Here is a 19,234-nt window from a genome sequence, read left to right on the forward strand (position 1 = left end):
CACCCTCTTTATTGGGGTGGGAAACTTTAGTCACTTACTACATTATTTACAGTCTGGGCGGATACAGAAACCGACAGACAAGCTAGCATAGAACCAATTATTGTTTTCATCGTCTTATATTTTTTGCGCAAAGATAAAGTCATACGCATAATCGGATTAGTTTTCTCTGGTATATTAAAATTTAAATCGAGTATGAAAGAAGTAATAGATTGTTTAAATAATTCATTACAGGAGCATAAATACAATTTTGGCTCCCAATGCATCGCTCTGATTCAGAAGCTTGTCGAAGATTCGTGCTTAAACATTGCTTTAATACAACAGATATATGCTCCTAATCTCAAAATTGATTATAGGCAACTTCCGGATATTATAAAAAGGACCATAGACGAACCGAACAATTTTGTTTATCAAGAAAGGAAAATCTTTTATGACTATAGTTTTATGAGCAATGAGATAAAAGTAAAAATAAATACCCAGCATATAATTGCAACTCCTGATGAGGATTCTATGTTTATACAATTCAAATTAGAAGAGAACTTAAATTCCTTCAGCCAATTTCTTAGAAGTAGCGAATATATAACCATAGAAAACTATTTGGACTTTGAAGCATTTAAAGATTTTGAACTCAATGTGGAGGATTATGAACGGAAATCAAAATCAATGAAGCTGAATGTGAATGCATCTGCTTGGAACAAGCTGTTTGATAGATTGTTGATTAAGTATTTCAATGATTATGCATATGACAAGCAATGTTCTGGTTCTAAGATAGCTCGTTTCTCTAAACAGATTGTAAGGAATTGGAAACTATGCATTGAATATGATAAAAACATAGTGGGTAAATCTAAGCGCAGTAGATTCTTTGAATTTCCACATTTTAAAATTTCCCTTATAAAAACTGATGACGACGGTTATATGAATCATACCTCAGATTCAGTTCTTTCGTTAGGAGTATTGGGAAATCCTTTCTTTTACTATCCGGCAATAACACCAACAGCTTATCTGGGTTACTTGGAATCAAAATATCACCGTAAGCCATATAATGAAATTGTAGATGGTAAAAAAATCCTTTGTGATTATGTAGCAACCATCAATGAAATTGCAACAATCGAGAATGACGGGAAAATAATCACCGTAAAGTTTCGTCAAAGTGAATCTCAGCTTTTAAAGGAGTATGTATGCTATTACATTTGGCTATTGTCCCAAACTAGTCGATGCTATTTAAACTACATAGAGGCATCAGTTGAGTCTGCTATTGCATTGTACAATAGACAAGTTTAATCTGCGGAGATAAAATAAAAACATTCTTCTAATCACCAGTTGTGTTTGCAGAATAATGTGTTAAAAACAATCTGATACACAGATAATTTGTTCTCCAACTGACGGCTTTATCAAAGAAAAAAGTAACTTTGTGTGAGTAGCAACGAAACTATCATTTATTACACAAAATAATGAAAAAGTGGATAATAATAACCGGCTTGATAGTCTTGTCTGTGATAAGCTATTTGTTTATTGATAGCCGAATCATTGATTATACAGATGGTACACCTGTGAAGTACATGGAACTTCCCAAGGAGGTTCAAGATAGCCTTGTATGGCGGGGAAGACATGATGGATGTGTTTCGATAGAGGATACTGTAATCGTAAGATATAAGTCTGTGATTTGTTTTGATTCGGATTATACGATGTTTCATTTTGATGTTGGACCATGGACTTTTGCTCATTTCCTAAAGCGTAACAGCGATGGGAAAATATGGAAATTTAAAGGGATATACAATATCCCCAAGCCAATGGTCACCATTGGAGATACGCTTTATGTTCCATCTGAATATAATATCAACTCCGGTGGCAGGGTAGATAACAATGCGGTCTTTTACCGACATATTCTAAAATAGATGATGATGACAAATTCTTCTAAGACAGAAAAATGGATTCCTTTGCAAATTATTGCAGGAGAATGTTCCTTATCAAGTATTGAATATAATGCTACCGATTTAGTGGTTGAATTGGATTCATTCCGTGAAGAACGAACTATCAAAATAACATTCTCGGATGTATTTTCATACAGAGTCACCTTGGAACATTTCCGGTGGGCTGATTTTGTGAATGCTCCTAAAACATCAGCAACCTTGATTAAAGTTGAAAACTCTAATTTTATAAAGTGGTTGGAAGATGCTGGCGAGAAACAACTATATGGCAGCACGCTTAATATAGCCCATTATATGTTACAAACTACAGAGCATATAATCGATGTCGCATTGCTGCGTAGCTCTTCGATAACAATAGACGGAGTTGAGTTGCAGTTAAATTCTAAAAATGAAGAGAAATAGTTGTTATTAATTGTGTGTAGAAAGCTTCATTCATTCTTATTACAACATGATGAAATTAGACTTTAAGAATTACCCGGCGGCATTAAAAATAGTGTGTATCATCGTTTTGCTTCCGATACTCGCAGCTCCTCTTGTGTTATATTCCACCATCTTCTTTTTTGATAATCCTTCCAATGTAAGTGAAGCATTCGCATGGTTTGTTGCTGTCAATTCCTATTCATTCATTCTTTTGGGTATTTGTTGGGTTAGCGTATGGATGTATTCTAAATACAGGAGATACCTTCCTGCCATCTTGCCGTTTCTATTTTATCTTGGAGCGATATATGTCGGATATTGGTATTTTACGGACGGTCCGATAGACAAAAAACATGTAACTGCGGATGATTACAGATTATACAGAGATACCCCTTGTGAGGAACTTGCCAAAGCCATCAACCGCCAGAATGTAAAAGAAATCGACCGGATTCTATCCCAATCACCTGAATTGTTATCCTACAAAGAAAGTAAGTTCAACCAGACGATTCTGTTTTATGCCATTTCGGATGATAAAATACGTGCCGTCGAAGCCCTATTGAAGCATGGAGCCAACCCAAATCAAGTAGTAATAGACAGCAATAAGAGCATTTATATCCCTATTTCAGATGTATGTGACCGATATTGGGATGAAGACAAGAAAATAAAATATGTCCGATTGCTTCTTGACTACGGAGCTGATATAAACATAGCTTTTGCCAATGAGTTTGTCAGCAGACATTGCGGAATCTGCCCTTTAACTCCGCTTGAAGCAGCATCTCAACAGGGTGATTTGGAGCTCGTCCGCTATTGTCTTGCAAATGGCGCTGACCCCAATTTCAGATTCAAAGAGCTTAATTCCACTCCTTTGGAAATAGCAATATTATTCAGACACTATACTGTAGCCGAGGAGTTACTCAAGCACGGAGCAGACCCCGATTTGCCTATGTATGAAAGAAGAACATCCGTCCGCAAAGAACTGATTGATGAAATAAAAGATCCTGATTTTTCAGATTCCAACCGAGATTTAAAAGCAAAAAGAAGACTATTGAAAATGATTGAAGATTAAGATTAAATGAAAGTACGTATCGTCATCATCGTAATTTGTTTGAGTATTCTATCATGAGCAATGTGTTCGTGAGGTAATTAATGTGTTAAAAACAATCTGATACACAGATTATTCCTTTTCCCAATAAAAGTATTATCGAAGAAATAAAGTAACTTTGTACAATTATGGTTAATCTATTTTGTTTATGAAGAAGTGGCAGAAGATGATAAATAAGATTGTATTGATGGAAATCATAATGCTATCCAATAGTTCTGTGATATTCGCCCAAAGCAAAAAATACAATCCATATTACTACCCTAAATTGAGAGAATACGTTGACTGCAATCAAATTGATTTCAGTTCTGAATATAAGAAATGGCTTATACCGGACAACTCCGAAAAATTTGTCGATATTACTCATGAACTTTTGGGAAACGGGTATGTATTCGAAAGGGCATTGTTCAACTCAGAACAATTCACGTATGAAAATATAGATGGTGAGTCATACTACAAGGAAACTTCATTTAACGGAATACTTGGTGACAAATATACCCGGATTGAAATATTTATCCATCCGGAAGTTGAACGTATAGATTCCCTAACATTCACGGTAAATGGTAAAACAAAAGTGGGAAAGAATATATGTGATTTTATAGGAGAAATATTTATTGAACATATATACAAGGTATGGGAAAGGGCTAATGACCCGGATAGTCCTAATTATTATGTCATGGTGTGCAACTATTTGTTTACGGAAGATAAAGAGCAATTCGGAACTGGATTTTTCAAAGGCACATATGGTGCATATTGCTATATAGACGAAGCCAATAAAAAGGTATGTTTGGATATAGATGCAGGAGGTGGCGAGTTAAATAATCGCAATTATGTCGGTATATGGCAAAGCTATAAAACCAAAGCTGTAAAAAGATGCATTTGGGGGGATTATCGCCTGCCATATACTTTTGATTTTGATATTGGTGACGAAGATATGCATGTTAATCCCAAATACAATAGTCCTGAATGGGAAGAATGGCAATCTGAAATAGTTAACCCTGAAGAAAAAAACATTGGTGGGAAGATTCTCAGAAGGAGGGTTGTCGATGAAATTGACAAATAAGGAAATCAAAACAATTGGTCTTTCCTCTTTCAGAAGATGTCAGCGAAAAAATGTAAGCATAAATACTTTTGTTGAAGATATATCCAGTGGGCTTGATAACTACTAACAAAGAATTATAAACTATGACAGCATCAGAATTTGTAACCGCAATTAAGGCTATCACTCCAAACGAATGTGCGTTCTCGATGATGCCTGAAGGTTTTGCTCAAATCTATTTGGAGGAGTTATTTATCGGGAATAATAAAGCGCATACCATTATAAAGCAGAATGATGCTGTTATAGATTTGGTTTGCAACTATGATGTGTCCAAGTTAACAATAATGATATTCCGTTTCAATAAATCTGATGAGTTGAAAGAAACAGAACGGTTTATTTTTTTTGGATGGCGGGAGGCTTTCCCGCTTGCCATTCTTAAAGAAACTGGCGAGGTTGTAGAAATGGACTGGGCAGATGATGAACGTATTATGAGTTATATCGCCAAAGATCAACAAACATTTCTTGACCTTCTTTTTGCTTTGGAAGAAAATAGTTTATCTGGCATTATTTCAAAAAAGAACAAATGGGATATAGAACATCTTATCAGTGTTGCAGGTGGTGTTAAATATAAAGAGAACGTGATGGAGTTATTCATAGCGTATAAAAAAGGGGAATAAACTATTAAACATGAGATAAATGAGAAGAAAAATTGTCATAATGCTGATAAACTTAGGTCTTGGTCTTTTTACAGTATCTATGTTTTTAATTAGTGCCAGAGAAACACACATCTCTGAAACCCGGGATAATATTACCTGTGATATAATTAAATTAGACTTGGAATACAGTTCAAGGCAACATCCAACGGCAACTCTTATTTACCAAAATAAAGAGTACATCACTTATATAAATAGCGTTGATAGTTTGCAAATCGGTTTAAATAACACTACATTCTTTTATGATGAGTTGTTTGATAGGGTCTTTTGTCGTAATTCAGGTATTGCAAAAGCACGGCTCTTTCATTTAAGCTTAGATAAAGGCACATAATTCCCCCACCCACTTCTTATGGGAAGTAGGGATTTTGTTATGATTGATACCCAAAACGTTACGAATCCTCTGAAATTACAAATTATCTCATTTTTGATCCAGCATATGTATCATTGCGGTAAAGTCCAAAGAAAGTTCTCTAATAAGTTCGGCCGTTCCCTTAGCCTTGTCGGAGAGCTTTTTCCTTTTACCTTTCCATATAGAAAGTATTGCCAGTACTATCCTCTGTATCGTGTCAAGGTTTCTGGCGGACCTTGCACTATTCCGCCTGATGAAGTCCTGCCTCAGGTTGCGGTCAAGGTCCCAGTGCATGCTTTCTATTGCCCAATGCATTCTGGCTATTGTACTCAGCCGCCTGGCACTTCCGTGAAAACTGGAGACATAGAACCTCCTCTCGGAAGATTTCTGACCATCAGATTTTCTCTCCGTTGCAGTCCGTATTTCGACAACCGTCAGATTTCCATTCCACTTTTTCCTGTCCGTAATCAGGTCATTTCCACGAAAGATACGGCATACTCTGGTCTCTATTCTGCCATGTTCAAGAAAAGGGCCTTCCGAATATACATCCACAGGCTCTGCAAGTTCGACATTGTCCTCAACCCCATATCGCAGAGTTCTCTGGTTTGCCTTCAGCTCGATAAGGAAATCACCGCCTTTTTCCCGGATTTTATCTATGATGGCTTTCTGGAAGGACATGGCGTCTGCCGTAACTATGCATCCTGACACATCCACCTTGTCCAACAGTTTGGGTACGGAAGTTATCTCGTTGCTTTTTTCTTCACACATGTCCGTGGCAAGGGTGAAACCTCCTTCAAGGGAATAGGCGGATACGATGTCGGGGGTGCGTCCGTTTTCAAGTACCGTCCCTCTCATTGCCTTGCCGTCAATACAGAGGATGTCTCCGGCACAACCGACAAGCTCATCATGGAAGGTGGAGGTAAATTCAGACATCCGCTCAGACATGGCTTCATCATCAATATGTTTGAATATACGGCAGAGCGTAGGTTCAGAAGGCACACCGTCCAACAAAATTCCTAAAGAGCGGAAGCGTTTCAGATTACGCTCGCCGAATCTGATTATATCCGGTCTTGTCATACACTTGCCCAGCCGTCCGAGTATTACAAGGAGAAGAATATCTTCCAGCTTGTATTTGTAGTTTCCCTTGTCTGTCCTGCGGTAATCCGGCACTGATTTCACAAATTCTTTCAGATGTTTCATTATGCTGCCACGACGGCAGAATGCATGTTCCTTTTTTATATATTAGATATGCAAAATGTTGCATATCAGCAAAATAAATCTTATTTTCGCATAGCGAAAATTAAGGCGGAAATCAAAAAACGACCTCTGTCGCATTTGATTTCCGCCTACAAAAATAATTTTATATGAACGATAAAAAGAAACACCGGAAGCGGTGCTTCCTGCATCGCTGTGCGCAAAAATAATGGTTTTTCGGAGAATAACAAGGATTATAGAGGTTGTTTTAAATGAAAGAGCCGTGATTAAAATGAAGCTTTGTTAGAATGTTTTGATGTTTTCTCAATTTGTTTTATTATATTTGCGCCAAAATTAAAACATTTTACACGATGGCTGAGTTTAATCAGATTAAGGTAGTATTGGTTAAGAAGAAGAGAACTGGAAAATGGCTTGCAGAGCAGATTGGTAAAAGCAACTGTACTGTGAGCAAGTGGTGTTCAAATGCAGCACAGCCAGATATCCCTACTTTATCAAAGATTGCCGAGGTTTTGGAAGTTGACATAAGAGACTTGCTTGTTGGCAACGAAGGGTAATAATTCCCAAGTTTGACGAGTAAGCGTTTTTGATGTGTCTTCACATAATCGTTACAGAATTTCAATTATGAGCACCATAAATAATCTTCAGAATTTGGTTAATCGCTTCTTGGAAGCAAAAACAGACGGTAGCCTCGAAGGTGCGTCGGAAGCAACCATGCGAACATGGATTGACGAACTTCTATCTGTGTTCGGGTGGAATGTGCAAGATACTCATCAGGTTCTTACAGAGCGTACATTAGACAAAGAGGAGCGTCAGAAACTAAAAGCAATTGGTTCTACAAATGTACGTCCAGACTACACTCTTGTAAATGGCAAAGTACCTTTGGTATTCGTAGATGCAAAAAATCTTGATGTGAACATTGAAACAGGCAAGGATGTTGCTTTTCAGATTCGTTCCTATGGTTGGTCTATAGGAGCTCCTTTTTCAATCGTTACCAACTTTGAACAGTTAGCTATTTATGACTGCTCTTATATGCCGCGTATTAACGATGAAGCAAATTATGCAAGACATTTTTATGCGACAGCAGATGAATATGTTGAAAAGTTTGATACTTTAGACACATTCCTCTCTCGTACCAATGTTCTGGCTGGTAATGTAAAATTTATCCAGCAGAAAGGAAACGCTCTTGACGAAAACTTCTCAAAGATGCTTGGTGAGGCTCGTATAGCATTTGCCAAAGCCATTATAGACCAGAACGAAATTGAGAGTGTTAATGTACTCAGTTATTATGTACAAACAATCATAAACCGAATTCTGTTTATACGAGTATGCGAGTCACGAGGATTGGAAGTTGATGGGTTATTGAACAAGTTTGCTCAGGGTAATTTCTGGGAAGAATTTAAGAATAGCTCGTATGGTGATTTCTATGACCATTATGATGGACCTATGTTCAAGAAGATTCCTTCATTGCAATCTTTGCAGATAGATAATGGTGTATTTGAATCTTTCCTTGCAAATCTCTACTACCCATCTCCTTACCGTTTTGATGTTATCCCATTGAAAACGCTAAGCGATATATATGATCTTTTCCTTGGCTACCAACTTGTGGTTGATGGCTCGTCTGTAACGGATGAACTCAAGGCAGAGTTTAAGAAAAGCAACGGAGCCGTAACAACACCAGAGGCTCTTGTCAATCAGGTCATTGAATGTACTATACCTTTCAACACTATAGCCAACCTTACTATTGAGCAGATTTTTAATCTCAAAATCATAGATATAGCTTGTGGTAGTGGTGTGTTCCTTGTTGGCGCATACGACTATCTGATTAAACAGATAGAAAAGAAACTTGAGCGTAATCAGGACTGTGATGCAGAACTCTATGCAGATTTGGAATATCCCGTGTTAAATATCAACGGCAGACGTAAACTCATTAACAATTGCATCTATGGTGTTGATATAAATCCTGAAGCAGTGGAAGTGTCTAAGATGTCACTTTGCTTACGTCTTATTGATAACTATTCTCCAGAGGATTTTGATGCTGTCGGTTTGCTCGGTTCCCAGATACTCAAAGGTATTGGTGCAAATATCCGTTGCGGTAACACCTTGGTTGGTACAGACATTGAGCAGCATTTTCCTGCGATTGCAGACAACATGAGGGAACTCCAGGAAACAAACGCTTTCGATTGGGAATCGTCATTCCCCACTGTGTTTGAGAATGGTGGCTTTGACTTTGTAGTAGGTAACCCTCCATATGTGGAAGTAAAGAACTATAATGTTGGCTTACCTCACATGGCTGCTTACATAAAGAGATTCTATTCTTCAAGCAAGAATGGAAAGATTGACCTTGCAATTCCTTTTATTGAAAAAGGTATCAACCTACTTAATGCTAATGGTCGTTTAGGCTTTATCGTACAGAAACGATTCTTCAAGACAGAGTACGGCAAAGGCATTCGTGAGCTTCTTACAACTCGTAGGCTGCTGAACGGTGTGCATGACTACGAAGAAACAGATCTCTTCGCTGGCAGACTTACCTACGTAGCAATTGTTGTGTGTGATAATAATCGTGAAAACAACAACCATGTATGGTATTACAATTCTTGCTCGAATAAAAACATGTTGTTAAGTGCAGATACTTTGTCTGACACTCCTTGGAATTTTGAAAACGCTCAGATGAATGCCTTACGTATACGTTTGACGAAGAGCTTAGGCACATTAGAGGACGTGTGCAACGTAAAAGTTGGCGTGCAAGTTCTATGGAATGATGCCTTCCAAATTCATGTTGATAAGATAGAGAATGACCTTATCTATGGCCACAGCGTCATAGACGAGCATATTGTTATTGAAAAAGATGCTTGTAAACCACTTTTGTGTAATGAGCATTTTGCACCACTGACAAAGCGAGACTATACGACATACGCATTATTCCCATACGATGTCACAGACGATGGAGAAGTAACCGAACTGAGTATCAATGATATTGAAGATAGATACCCTCGTGCTTACAATTACCTAACAAAGCATAAGGCACTTATTACGTCAAGTGTCCAGACATTGCCAGAAAAGAACAAATCTTATACTGCGGCTGAACATTGGCATTTATTCACTCGTGCCAACAATCATGGTGCAGTTTACAAGAAACTTGCAGTACCAATGACGGCTCAGTACCCACAGGCAGCCGTAATCACAGATACACATGTGTATTGTGACAATGCTAATATGTTTTTCGTTCAGGTTTCTGACATGACAGAAGAGAAACTTTACGCATTGTCCGCTATTGTCAATTCTACTATCTTCTGTGCCTTTGCTCGTTCGATTGCGAATCCACAGCAAGGTGGATATTACAAGTTTAACAAGCAGTTTCTTAATCCAGTGCCAGTTCCTAAAGATGCATTCGTAGAATGTAAACCTCAGATAAAGAAACTTGCAAAGGTGGCTAAGAGAATCGAAGAAACCAACGAACAAATCCGCACAAGCATCGGTGGACAGACAACTGGCCTTGAAAATTCGTTGAAGTCGCTTTGGGCAGAACTTGATCAGATTTGCGATAAGCTCTATGGTTTGAACATAGAAGACAAAGGCATCATTTATTCAACTCACAGGTTTGACAGAAATCCTTATGGACAAGAAGATTAAAGCACTCATAGAGAAATACTCGGACAACGAAGCATTACTGATCCAACTCGTTGTAACTGCATTTGCTAGATTCAATCACCTAGAACTTGGCAATGGTTATCTTTCTGCATTTGTTGATGCTGAAAATGATGAACTCGAAGCAGACATTGAACTCCTTGCAGCTCAATGTACGATAGAAAATGTTATCAGTTTATTTGAGTTAGCCATTCCTGATGCAGAAAAGACTGCCAACGGAGCTGTTTATACACCTAAGTACATTCGTGATTACATTGTTCGTCAGGTTATGCATTCTGTCGAAAAGCCTTTGGCAGAATGCCTTTGTGCCGACATCTCTTGTGGATGTGGCGCATTCCTATATACGTTAGCAGAGTACATTCATGAGCATACCGGAGAACAGTATAGTAACATTTTTGCCCACCTTTATGGAGTTGACATTAGCGCAACTAACGTAAATCGTGCAAAGATAATGCTTGCTCTTGTTGCTTTACAGAATGGTGAAATCATTCAGGAGGATGTGTTCAACCTGTTTACTGGAGATTCGCTTACTTTCGACTTCCGAACAATGCCGAATGTTGCGAACAACAATGGTTTAGACATTATTGTCGGCAATCCTCCATACGTCCGTTCAAAGCACATTGACAAAGAAACGAAGAAGAACCTTCCTCTCTGGAGTACCTCAAAAGTTGGAAATGCAGATCTCTACATTCCTTTCTTTGAGATAGGTTTGACAGCATTGAACGAGAATGGATTACTTGGCTACATTACTGTAAATACATTCTTCAAAAGTGTAAACGCACGTACTTTACGAAACTATTTTGCAGATAATCACCTATCATTGAGTATAGTTGATTTCGGGCAGCAACTTGTCTTCAAAAAGAAACTGGCATACACTTGTTTGACTTTCATGTCAAAAAAGCAAAGCGAATCATTGCTTTACGTTAAGGCTGATGTAGCTGACGTTGAAGCACAGAAGAACTTTGTTTACAGTAGAATCAATTACTCTTCATTAGACAATCATCGTGGATGGCATTTAAATAGAAACGAGGTACTTGAAAACATCCGTCTCATTGAGAATGCAGGAGAGGCACTTGGCGATAAATACGTTATCAAGAACGGTATTGCTACGCTCGCTAATGACGTGTTTATCTTCCGTCCTGTGCGTACAGATGATAACTATCATTACCTTGTTCGCGAGGGAAAGGAATATGCTATTGAGAAAGGTATTTGCCGAGACATCATAAAGCCGAACATTTTGAAGAGTGAGGCAGAAATAAGCGAGAAGGAGGAAAAGATCATTTCTCCTTACGATGCAGAATGCAACGTGATAGCAGAGGATTTCTTTTTGGCATATTATCCTAATGCGTATAAGTATCTTCTAGATTGCCGTTATGTTCTTGATAAGCGAGATAAGGGTGAGGGTGAATATGAAGCATGGTATGCTTTTGGACGTACCCAGGCAATTGCCGACTCTGGCAAGAAGTTGCTTTTCCCTTATATGAGTGACCTTCCGCATTTCGTCTACACCTCTCAAAAGGACATGATGATTTATTGCGGTTATGCCATCTACAATGAATCGGAAACAGAATTGCTGTTCTTGAAAAAGGTCTTGGAATCAAGTGTATTCGACTACTACATGAAGAATACGAGCAAACCATATTCGACTGGTTATTACTCGTATGCAAAGAACTACGTTAAGTCGTTCGGTATCTATCCATTTACAGCAGAACAGAAGCAACATCTTCTCTCTTTGAAATCAAAAGAAGAGATAGATGAATATATCCGAGAAATTTATCAAGTAGCAATATAGTAACGAAGTAATTCATACTGATAGAATATGTACATAGTTGATTCCGACAATAATAAACTTATTCCTGCTCAATCAACCTCCTTCAAGGATCAGAATATTAAGGAAAGGCAGCATCTGCAGGAATGGATAGCCAAGAACCCAGAAGTGCTTGGCGAAAAGTTACTTATCATCCAGAAAGAGTTTGATGGTTTCTCTGACACTCGTGAACGTCTTGACCTGTTGGCACTTGACGATCAAGGAAACGTTGTTGTCATTGAGAATAAACTTGATGACTCTGGACGTGATGTCACATGGCAAGCTATCAAGTATGCATCGTATTGTTCCAGCCTCTCAAAGGAGGAAATCATTGAGATATACGCTAAGTATCTTGGAGAATCGAAAGATATTGCTATCGAAAAAATCTGTGCATTTTATGATATAGATGATCTTGAGGAGATGGATTTGAACCTTGAGAATACTCAGCGCATATTCTTTGTTGCTGCCAATTTCCGCAGAGAGATAACATCTTCCGTACTCTGGCTTCGCAACTACGGAATTGATGCTCGCTGTTACAAGGTATCGCCTTTTGTCTATAACGGCAAACTACTTGTTGACTTCGACCAAATCATTCCGATGAAGGATGCAGAGGACTATGTTATCAAGATGGCAGAGAAGAAAAAGGCCGAGACGACACAAGCAGCAGCTACCCGTCAACGGCATAACGAACGTTCGGAGTTCTGGCAAAAATTCATTGACTACAACCAACAAGTCAACGGAGATTATGCAAGTTCAGCAGGAACACCCGACAGTTGGTTAGGAAAAGGTGGCATTGGCATCCCTGGTGTAAGTGTAAATATCGTCATTAGTAAAACATTCTCACGAACAGAAATTTACGTCAATACGGGTGACAAGGACTTGAATAAACGCGTCTATGATTACTATTACAGTCAAAAGGACAAGTTAGAGAATCAATTAGGCACTCTTGACTGGCAAAGACTTGACGATAGAGTAACATGCCGTATTGCCCAAGCAAAGTCTCTGACATATTGCAACGAGGATGACCATCAGGAAATTTTCGAGTTCTTCACAGAGCGCACTTCAGCTTTTATCAAAGCCTTCAATCAAGCATCTAGGGGATTTAAGAAGTAGTGTCAGATTATGTTCCCAATATATCCCCATACGCTTTTTCTAACTTTGAATACAATTTGTCGATTTACCTAATATAACCAAAGAATAAAGATGATAAATATTTATCAAACATTATTGTACAAACAGTCAGAAGATTATCTTTTATTCCTTGATCCTCTGGTAAAAACTCGTTATTCTAATGAGTATAAAACATGTGCTATAATGCGAGATCGAGGTTCAAAAGCAGACTATGTTCAAACATATCTTTATGATACTGAACAAGTTTGGAACCTTGTAAACAGAACTATAGAAAATGGGCAGTGGTTCTCTAGTATGTATTTAAGTTGGGTCTTATACGAAACAGACCTTGTTCAAAATAAGATACTATCTAGATTTTCTTTATTCTGTTCCCTTGTTGAAAGCAATTTATATCGTCGTATAATTGAGAACAACAGGTATGAATGCTATGGTTTTTGTATGTCTGTTTTAGTCCTTTTAGACAAGATGTTCCTACTTAGGTTTCCTAGTGACTATAAATACTCTTTACTTAAACTGGCGGTAGAAGGTCTTGTTTCTTACATATATTATCATAAAGATGAAAACGTACTTTGGGACGCAGAAATATATTCAAGTTATGCAAGACTCTTTGATATATTTCGAGCAGAAATGACCGCAATTCTAATGGACAACAATCTTGGTTCGTATGCTCAATATAGTTATTGCTATGGTATGTTTGAAGCATTTAAAAGTTGTCCGATTGAAACTTCATACAAACTAGAATATCACAAAAATGCGTTAATGATGCAGCAGAATCAAACTGTTGTTGGTGTGACAAGTGACTCAATGGACGCTAGCCTTAGAGATGCTGTATCATTAGGAGAACAGCAATTTTTAGGTTTTGCAACCAAAATGCTTCAATATAATATAGTAAAGCAGGACTCATTGGTAGGATTATCAGTTTTTTTGAAAGAGCTTGATTCTGCTCATAACTGTCGTATTCAAGAAGAAAACGGATTTGAAAATATAAAATGTTTAGAACGTTTCTTCCAAATTGAACCATATGATAAATATGGATATATTCAACCTCCATACAAAAGAACATCTATTACCTATGATAGATTATTGGAGGAGATTGGAGTTTGCGAGGCTAACTGTAATCAAAGACAATTAGATAATGGAGAGATTGTGATTTCAACAGACAATATAAGCCTATTTCCAAAATTCCATTTGCATCATGAATATAATAAAATAATATCAACAGCCATTCTTTTTATTCGAATCACTATAAGACAAGATAAGTCCATGAAATCTATTTCTGTCTTAGGTATCAACTTGTATGAATTATATCGAGATGTATCTAAATCTGGTCTTTTTTTTAATATTCCCTGTGTTGTCGGTATTTGGGACGCTAATTATTCAGGTGCGATGCACCATCTTCTTTTGTTGGTTGGAACAAATTATGATATAATTAATGGTTTCAAAAACTAATAAATAACAATTATGCAAGATCTAACATTAATATCAAAACGGCATCAACGTTATGAGCGTGGAGTGCCTGTCATGGGGATGCAGCATTGCGGTAGAGCCCTAATTATCAAAAACTCTGATTTTAGAGAATTAACGAAAGGTGCACCAGTAACCCCAACCGAAGGTTTTTTGGTGCGAATGATTAATACAGATGTACGCGATGCAATGGGAAATTATCAAGAGATGATGCAGCCCAAATTGATGACATTAGTATCAGATACAACGAACAAAATTGAACTAAAAGGAGTCGCACTTACCATGATGGGTATTAAAACGGTAGATTTTAGTGATTATTCCATAACACTACATCTTGTTAACCGCATGGTAGCTAAGTGTGTTCTTCACATGCTGGATAGAGGCATTGATATAGAATACCTTGACATTCAGCCTTAATTCTAATACCGAAACAATTCAGGTTATAATTTTAACAATCAAATAATTATGATAACATTTACAGAACAAGAGAAAGCGGTAATTATGTTAGGTACTGCCTCCATAACTGAAGCTGATGGATATGGTCAAGAACCGACTCCTGAAGAAATGAAGTTCGTTCAATTTGTACAACGAGCAATCAAGCCTACACAAACCGCATATCAACTTTTTCAGAACTATTTTCACAACCCAGTTAGTGCATATAGTCAGATTAAGAATATTTCAATCGCAAAAAAACGCATGATTAAAACATTCTTTGTATATATGTGCACATGTGATGGACCTATTAACGAAGGGGAGCAGCAGGCGTTAGACCTTCTTGATACGTTGTGTGATTTCCCATATATGAGTATGGGTGAAATCGAGAACGAATATAAGATGTTTTTTGGACTATAGTATTTCTACTATTGCGATTGATAAAAAAGGCGCATCACCCACTACGGATGGTGCGCCAATTTTAATAGAGAGTAGGTAACCATTCTATTCTTCGCCTTGACACACATTGCAGCCTAACCTATTGAATTTAATTATATACACCGTTCCCCGATAGACTCGGATTTTAAATTTTGGGATAAAATTAAGAATCATATTCACTCTAGTAAGAATTAACTAATATGGTCATATCTTGATAAATTCTTAAAGAATGAGTTAAGATATGGCCTTATATTAAAAGGTTTACATATATGTTACGAAAAATATCAGTTATAACTTTAAAGGTTATTATTACATCAGTTTTAATTTATTCTGTATTTATGATATTGTTTATATCGACTTTTGACTTTCTCTCATTGTCGGAAGTAGTCGTTCTTTTCCAAAAGGCTGAATCGCAAAGGAGTTTTTATCTCCAACTATTGACCACATTGTTTCAGTATCAGCAATTCTTTTAAGCGTATACTGATATCTTACTTCAGGCTGGCACTTCGTTAGAGCCTCATATTCCTCATTAGAAATCCTAAGTTCATTTAGATTTGCTTCTTTTCCCATTGTTGTCATATTTATGTTGTAATCGCAGAACCGCATTCTACCTTATCCAAAGATAAGTAACTAATGCGAATCAGAGAGCTAACTCCTGATTTGCATTAATAAGCTGCTATACCCGTTCGAATGAAACAGAAGAAAACTTTCAGTTGTAATCAGGGTTTATTAGTAGACTGACTTTGAGATTTAACGGCTGGTTTTATTTTTTTCTTTCCTAATTTTTTAGCTTTTTCCCATGCGGCTTTTCGAGCTTCATATTGTTCTCGCTGCCGTTCCAGATAATTATCTGCCATAATGAAATGTGATTATCAGTTTATTTAATTCCAATTTAATTCATCTTGTATCCGGCGGAGTGCAGTGTTGTAATCCTCTACCAGTTCTTTCATAACTTCACTGACTGGTTGCAGATGCTTAATCATTGATGCCGCCTGACCAATTTCCAGTTCTCCCTCGAATAAATCTCCTTCGAAAATACCTAGTTTGGCACGTCCGCGTCCTAACAGCTCACGCAGTTCATCGACGGAAGCTCCGCGTTTTTCAGCTTCTTCAATGTGTTTGTAGAAATCATTTTTCACTAGTCGGGTAGGAGAAAGCTGTTTTAACGTAAGTATTGTATCTCCCTCATTCAGTCGCAGACAGCGGTCTTTGAACGCGAAACTGGCAGAACTTTCTTCAGTCAACGCAAAACGTGTGCCTATCTGTACTCCATCGGCTCCTAGACTTCTTGCGGCCAGAATACCTTCACCGGTAGCTATTCCCCCAGCTGCAATTAGTGGGAGTGTACAACTTTTCCTGACTGCCGGGATAAGACACAGGGTTGTAGTTTCTTCTTTTCCGTTATGTCCTCCTGCTTCGAACCCTTCGGCTACAATAGCGTCTACTCCAGCCTCTTCACATTTTGCTGCGAAGCGTGTGGAAGATACTACATGAGCTACGATAATCCCTTTGTTGTGCAGCCATTCGGTCCATATCTTCGGATTTCCGGCGGAGGTGAAGACAATCTTCACTTCTTCTTCGGCTATAATTTGCATCAGGGTTTCTATTTCCGGATACATCAATGGAACGTTTACTCCGAACGGTTTGTCGGTGGCTGCTTTACATTTGCGTATATGCTCGTGTAAGGTTTCAGGATGCATAGAGCCTGCTCCTAACAGTCCCAGTCCTCCTGCATTACTTACTGCCGATGCCAGTCGCCAGCCGCTGCACCATACCATTCCACCTTGAATGATGGGATATTTTATTCCGAAAAGATGACATATTCTGTTCATAGTCTGTTCTGCTTTTTGCAAAGATATGATTTTCTGAGCTTTTCTCAAAGTTCCTTCTTCTGGCTTGTAGCCTTAAATACCGGACGAGGTTGCTGAGTTTCTGTTTCGAATCCGAACCAGTAGTTGAGCGGTTCGTTCTCACTGGCGGGAAGCAGACATAGCTTCAGATGATCGTGATATTCTCCATATACGATATTCCAGCTGTCAGGAGGTGTGACATGCTTGGTACGGATACGGGCTGCCGGCTGTTTCTTGAGTGACATTCCTGCTTCTATCCATGCCAAAGTTGCTGCCGTTTCATAAGAAGGGTAGGATTGCTTGCAAAACTCATACAGAATGATTCCCCTACGTTCCTGACTCATGGGCTGGTCGGCTACTCCAAGTGCAATCAGATGTTCGAGAAAGCGATGCAGAAAGTCTGGCTGTTCTACAATTAGCCGTCGTGTGATGTGCTGCCATACGGGGGTATTGTAGAATCCGTCAAGCAAGCGTGACAACAAGTGTGCCGTCTGTAACTCTTCCGGACTGATCTCTCTGGTTTCCAATACCTCATAAGGAGGAAATGGAGAATATTTGATGCCTAGTTCGGCAGCTCTGCGTCTCATTTCTGTGCCTGGCAGTAACTTTAATGATTCGAGCTGTATTTCTCCTGCACGGTAAGAAGCTAACGTACGTACATCTTCGAATATTTCTTCCAGACGGTAAAGAGGAAGTCCGGCTATCAGATCGGCATGTGTTTCCATATTGCTCAATGAACAGAGGAATTTCAATCCTTCTAGAGCATCGGACAATTTGCCCATACGTCGGCTGGTTGTCAGAACTTCTTCACGAAGACTCTGTATGCCGGCTTCCAGATGAAGCAAGTTGTCGGGCATATGCGTCAGTTCTTCTTTCAGCTCGTCGGACAGTAGAGCCGGATGTATTTCCAAATGGAAGCGGATATCTGGAAATTCTTGGAACAGACTGAGCAATGCCTTTGCATGTCGGTTGTTGTAGTTGAAAGTACGGTCTAGTACACGTATGTTGCGAATGCCATGCTGGTGGATGAGAATGATGCGTTCTCGGATTGTTTCCAACGGAAGGGTGCGGACCGGCTTTTCTCCTCCACTTACGCAGAACGCACAGGTATTGAAACATCCGCGTGTCGTTTCCAGTTGTACAAAGGGTTTGCTCCAGTTGAAAAAAGGACTGGTTTCGGGGGGAACCAGCTGATCGAAATCGAGTACGCGGGCTATACCGTTGTCATGGTATGTATCATCTTTAGCGTCTATGTAGCATAATCCGGTGATGTCCTTCCAGGCATCAGGCTGGTTCCAGCATGTCAGCCACTGGCTTACCACTTCTTCTCCTTCTCCTCTGAAAACACAATCGACGAATGTATTACGTCTTAAGAAAGTTTGGTTTTCTCCTAGAAATTCCGGACCTCCCAAAGCAATGCAACAGTCGGGCAATAATGCTTTGGCGCGTGAGAGCACATGGAGCAGTATTTCATGGTTGAAAAGCCAGCAGGTAGCAGCAATAATATCTGGTTTACGGCGATATATTTCTCCGGCAATCATTCCCGGATTCTCGTTGATGGTTGCAGATACAATGTCCCATTCTATCGATTTATTATCAGCAATCTGTGCCTGTAGCGCAGGTAATGCCAGAGAAGAATGTGCATAGGAACTGTTTAAGTCGAGCCAGACTATCTTCATAGAATATGAATGTATAAAAGAAATGCCATCC

At 38.6% G+C, this 19,234-nt stretch carries 18 protein-coding genes and 1 pseudogene; 14 read left to right on the forward strand and 5 right to left on the reverse strand.

Annotated features, from left to right (window positions below; genetic code table 11):
* Positions 1 to 192: 192 nt before the first annotated feature.
* The 7 genes from ACDG22_RS09775 to ACDG22_RS09805 all read left to right on the forward strand — a co-directional run bounded on the left by ACDG22_RS09775 (position 193) and on the right by ACDG22_RS09805 (position 5,524).
* A complete protein-coding gene (locus tag ACDG22_RS09775; protein WP_007567895.1) occupies positions 193 to 1,278 on the forward strand; it encodes a hypothetical protein in 1,086 nt (361 codons plus the stop codon).
* A gap of 170 nt (positions 1,279 to 1,448) precedes the next feature.
* A complete protein-coding gene (locus tag ACDG22_RS09780; protein ID WP_007567897.1) occupies positions 1,449 to 1,892 on the forward strand; it encodes a hypothetical protein in 444 nt (147 codons plus the stop codon).
* On the forward strand, positions 1,893 to 2,327 hold the full coding sequence (locus ACDG22_RS09785; RefSeq protein ID WP_007567899.1) for a hypothetical protein: 435 nt from the start codon (positions 1,893 to 1,895) through the stop codon (positions 2,325 to 2,327).
* 46 nt (positions 2,328 to 2,373) lie between these two features.
* Positions 2,374 to 3,408, forward strand: coding sequence for an ankyrin repeat domain-containing protein (locus ACDG22_RS09790; protein WP_370858873.1), 1,035 nt, complete (start codon positions 2,374 to 2,376; stop codon positions 3,406 to 3,408).
* A gap of 184 nt (positions 3,409 to 3,592) precedes the next feature.
* Positions 3,593 to 4,504, forward strand: a complete 912-nt coding sequence (locus tag ACDG22_RS09795) for a hypothetical protein (protein ID WP_270231029.1) — start codon at positions 3,593 to 3,595, stop codon at positions 4,502 to 4,504.
* A 122-nt stretch (positions 4,505 to 4,626) separates the two neighbouring features.
* Positions 4,627 to 5,157 (forward strand): hypothetical protein, encoded by a 531-nt coding sequence (locus ACDG22_RS09800; protein WP_007567908.1) that lies wholly within the window; start codon positions 4,627 to 4,629, stop codon positions 5,155 to 5,157.
* A 19-nt stretch (positions 5,158 to 5,176) separates the two neighbouring features.
* Positions 5,177 to 5,524, forward strand: coding sequence for a hypothetical protein (locus ACDG22_RS09805; protein ID WP_007567909.1), 348 nt, complete (start codon positions 5,177 to 5,179; stop codon positions 5,522 to 5,524).
* 87 nt (positions 5,525 to 5,611) lie between these two features.
* Here the strand turns inward: ACDG22_RS09805 and ACDG22_RS09810 are convergent, their stop codons facing one another.
* Positions 5,612 to 6,742, reverse strand: coding sequence for an ISAs1 family transposase (locus ACDG22_RS09810; protein WP_007565353.1), 1,131 nt, complete (start codon positions 6,740 to 6,742; stop codon positions 5,612 to 5,614).
* Positions 6,743 to 7,107: 365 nt separating this feature from the next.
* Here ACDG22_RS09810 and ACDG22_RS09815 point away from each other — a divergent pair, with 365 nt between their 5' ends.
* The 7 genes from ACDG22_RS09815 (at position 7,108) to ACDG22_RS09845 (ending at position 15,656) form a co-directional block, all read left to right on the forward strand.
* A complete protein-coding gene (locus tag ACDG22_RS09815; protein WP_007567912.1) occupies positions 7,108 to 7,311 on the forward strand; it encodes a helix-turn-helix transcriptional regulator in 204 nt (67 codons plus the stop codon).
* Positions 7,312 to 7,378: 67 nt separating this feature from the next.
* Entirely contained in the window at positions 7,379 to 10,387 is a 3,009-nt protein-coding gene (locus ACDG22_RS09820; protein ID WP_007567914.1) for an Eco57I restriction-modification methylase domain-containing protein, read from the forward strand.
* Complete coding sequence (locus ACDG22_RS09825) at positions 10,371 to 12,194, forward strand: Eco57I restriction-modification methylase domain-containing protein (protein WP_007567916.1); 1,824 nt, start codon at positions 10,371 to 10,373, stop codon at positions 12,192 to 12,194. The genes ACDG22_RS09820 and ACDG22_RS09825 overlap by 17 nt, the downstream gene beginning before the upstream one ends.
* Positions 12,195 to 12,221: 27 nt before the next feature.
* On the forward strand, positions 12,222 to 13,322 hold the full coding sequence (locus ACDG22_RS09830) for a DUF4268 domain-containing protein (protein WP_007567918.1): 1,101 nt from the start codon (positions 12,222 to 12,224) through the stop codon (positions 13,320 to 13,322).
* 90 nt (positions 13,323 to 13,412) lie between these two features.
* On the forward strand, positions 13,413 to 14,789 hold the full coding sequence (locus tag ACDG22_RS09835) for a hypothetical protein (protein ID WP_270230490.1): 1,377 nt from the start codon (positions 13,413 to 13,415) through the stop codon (positions 14,787 to 14,789).
* Positions 14,790 to 14,801: 12 nt separating this feature from the next.
* On the forward strand, positions 14,802 to 15,221 hold the full coding sequence (locus tag ACDG22_RS09840) for a hypothetical protein (protein ID WP_007567923.1): 420 nt from the start codon (positions 14,802 to 14,804) through the stop codon (positions 15,219 to 15,221).
* Between the two features lie 48 nt (positions 15,222 to 15,269).
* Positions 15,270 to 15,656 (forward strand): hypothetical protein, encoded by a 387-nt coding sequence (locus ACDG22_RS09845; RefSeq protein ID WP_007567926.1) that lies wholly within the window; start codon positions 15,270 to 15,272, stop codon positions 15,654 to 15,656.
* Positions 15,657 to 16,022: 366 nt separating this feature from the next.
* Here ACDG22_RS09845 and ACDG22_RS09850 read toward each other — a convergent pair whose 3' ends face one another.
* The 4 genes and pseudogenes from ACDG22_RS09850 to ACDG22_RS09865 form a co-directional block, all read right to left on the reverse strand.
* Positions 16,023 to 16,244: a hypothetical protein gene (locus tag ACDG22_RS09850; RefSeq protein WP_040311963.1), complete on the reverse strand. Its 222-nt coding sequence runs from the start codon at positions 16,242 to 16,244 to the stop codon at positions 16,023 to 16,025.
* 152 nt (positions 16,245 to 16,396) lie between these two features.
* Positions 16,397 to 16,531: pseudogene (locus ACDG22_RS09855) on the reverse strand (SDR family NAD(P)-dependent oxidoreductase); the annotation flags it as partial.
* 24 nt (positions 16,532 to 16,555) lie between these two features.
* On the reverse strand, positions 16,556 to 17,506 hold the full coding sequence (locus ACDG22_RS09860) for an NAD(P)H-dependent flavin oxidoreductase (RefSeq protein WP_270230491.1): 951 nt from the start codon (positions 17,504 to 17,506) through the stop codon (positions 16,556 to 16,558).
* A 44-nt stretch (positions 17,507 to 17,550) separates the two neighbouring features.
* A complete protein-coding gene (locus ACDG22_RS09865) occupies positions 17,551 to 19,203 on the reverse strand; it encodes a B12-binding domain-containing radical SAM protein (RefSeq protein WP_270230492.1) in 1,653 nt (550 codons plus the stop codon).
* Positions 19,204 to 19,234: the final 31 nt, after the last annotated feature.

The organism is Phocaeicola coprocola, from assembly GCF_041333015.1.
Taxonomy (GTDB): domain Bacteria; phylum Bacteroidota; class Bacteroidia; order Bacteroidales; family Bacteroidaceae; genus Phocaeicola; species Phocaeicola coprocola.

Bases quoted from the DNA above. Each gene is read 5' to 3' on its own strand.
- ACDG22_RS09775 (WP_007567895.1), top strand. From the start codon at position 193: ATGAAAGAAGTAATAGATTGTTTAAATAATTCATTACAGGAGCATAAA.
- ACDG22_RS09780 (WP_007567897.1), top strand. From the start codon at position 1,449: ATGAAAAAGTGGATAATAATAACCGGCTTGATAGTCTTGTCTGTGATA.
- ACDG22_RS09785 (WP_007567899.1), top strand. From the start codon at position 1,893: ATGATGATGACAAATTCTTCTAAGACAGAAAAATGGATTCCTTTGCAA.
- ACDG22_RS09790 (WP_370858873.1), top strand. From the start codon at position 2,374: ATGATGAAATTAGACTTTAAGAATTACCCGGCGGCATTAAAAATAGTG.
- ACDG22_RS09795 (WP_270231029.1), top strand. From the start codon at position 3,593: ATGAAGAAGTGGCAGAAGATGATAAATAAGATTGTATTGATGGAAATC.
- ACDG22_RS09800 (WP_007567908.1), top strand. From the start codon at position 4,627: ATGACAGCATCAGAATTTGTAACCGCAATTAAGGCTATCACTCCAAAC.
- ACDG22_RS09805 (WP_007567909.1), top strand. From the start codon at position 5,177: ATGAGAAGAAAAATTGTCATAATGCTGATAAACTTAGGTCTTGGTCTT.
- ACDG22_RS09810 (WP_007565353.1), bottom strand. From the start codon at position 6,742: ATGAAACATCTGAAAGAATTTGTGAAATCAGTGCCGGATTACCGCAGG.
- ACDG22_RS09815 (WP_007567912.1), top strand. From the start codon at position 7,108: ATGGCTGAGTTTAATCAGATTAAGGTAGTATTGGTTAAGAAGAAGAGA.
- ACDG22_RS09820 (WP_007567914.1), top strand. From the start codon at position 7,379: ATGAGCACCATAAATAATCTTCAGAATTTGGTTAATCGCTTCTTGGAA.
- ACDG22_RS09825 (WP_007567916.1), top strand. From the start codon at position 10,371: ATGGACAAGAAGATTAAAGCACTCATAGAGAAATACTCGGACAACGAA.
- ACDG22_RS09830 (WP_007567918.1), top strand. From the start codon at position 12,222: ATGTACATAGTTGATTCCGACAATAATAAACTTATTCCTGCTCAATCA.
- ACDG22_RS09835 (WP_270230490.1), top strand. From the start codon at position 13,413: ATGATAAATATTTATCAAACATTATTGTACAAACAGTCAGAAGATTAT.
- ACDG22_RS09840 (WP_007567923.1), top strand. From the start codon at position 14,802: ATGCAAGATCTAACATTAATATCAAAACGGCATCAACGTTATGAGCGT.
- ACDG22_RS09845 (WP_007567926.1), top strand. From the start codon at position 15,270: ATGATAACATTTACAGAACAAGAGAAAGCGGTAATTATGTTAGGTACT.
- ACDG22_RS09850 (WP_040311963.1), bottom strand. From the start codon at position 16,244: ATGGGAAAAGAAGCAAATCTAAATGAACTTAGGATTTCTAATGAGGAA.
- ACDG22_RS09860 (WP_270230491.1), bottom strand. From the start codon at position 17,506: ATGAACAGAATATGTCATCTTTTCGGAATAAAATATCCCATCATTCAA.
- ACDG22_RS09865 (WP_270230492.1), bottom strand. From the start codon at position 19,203: ATGAAGATAGTCTGGCTCGACTTAAACAGTTCCTATGCACATTCTTCT.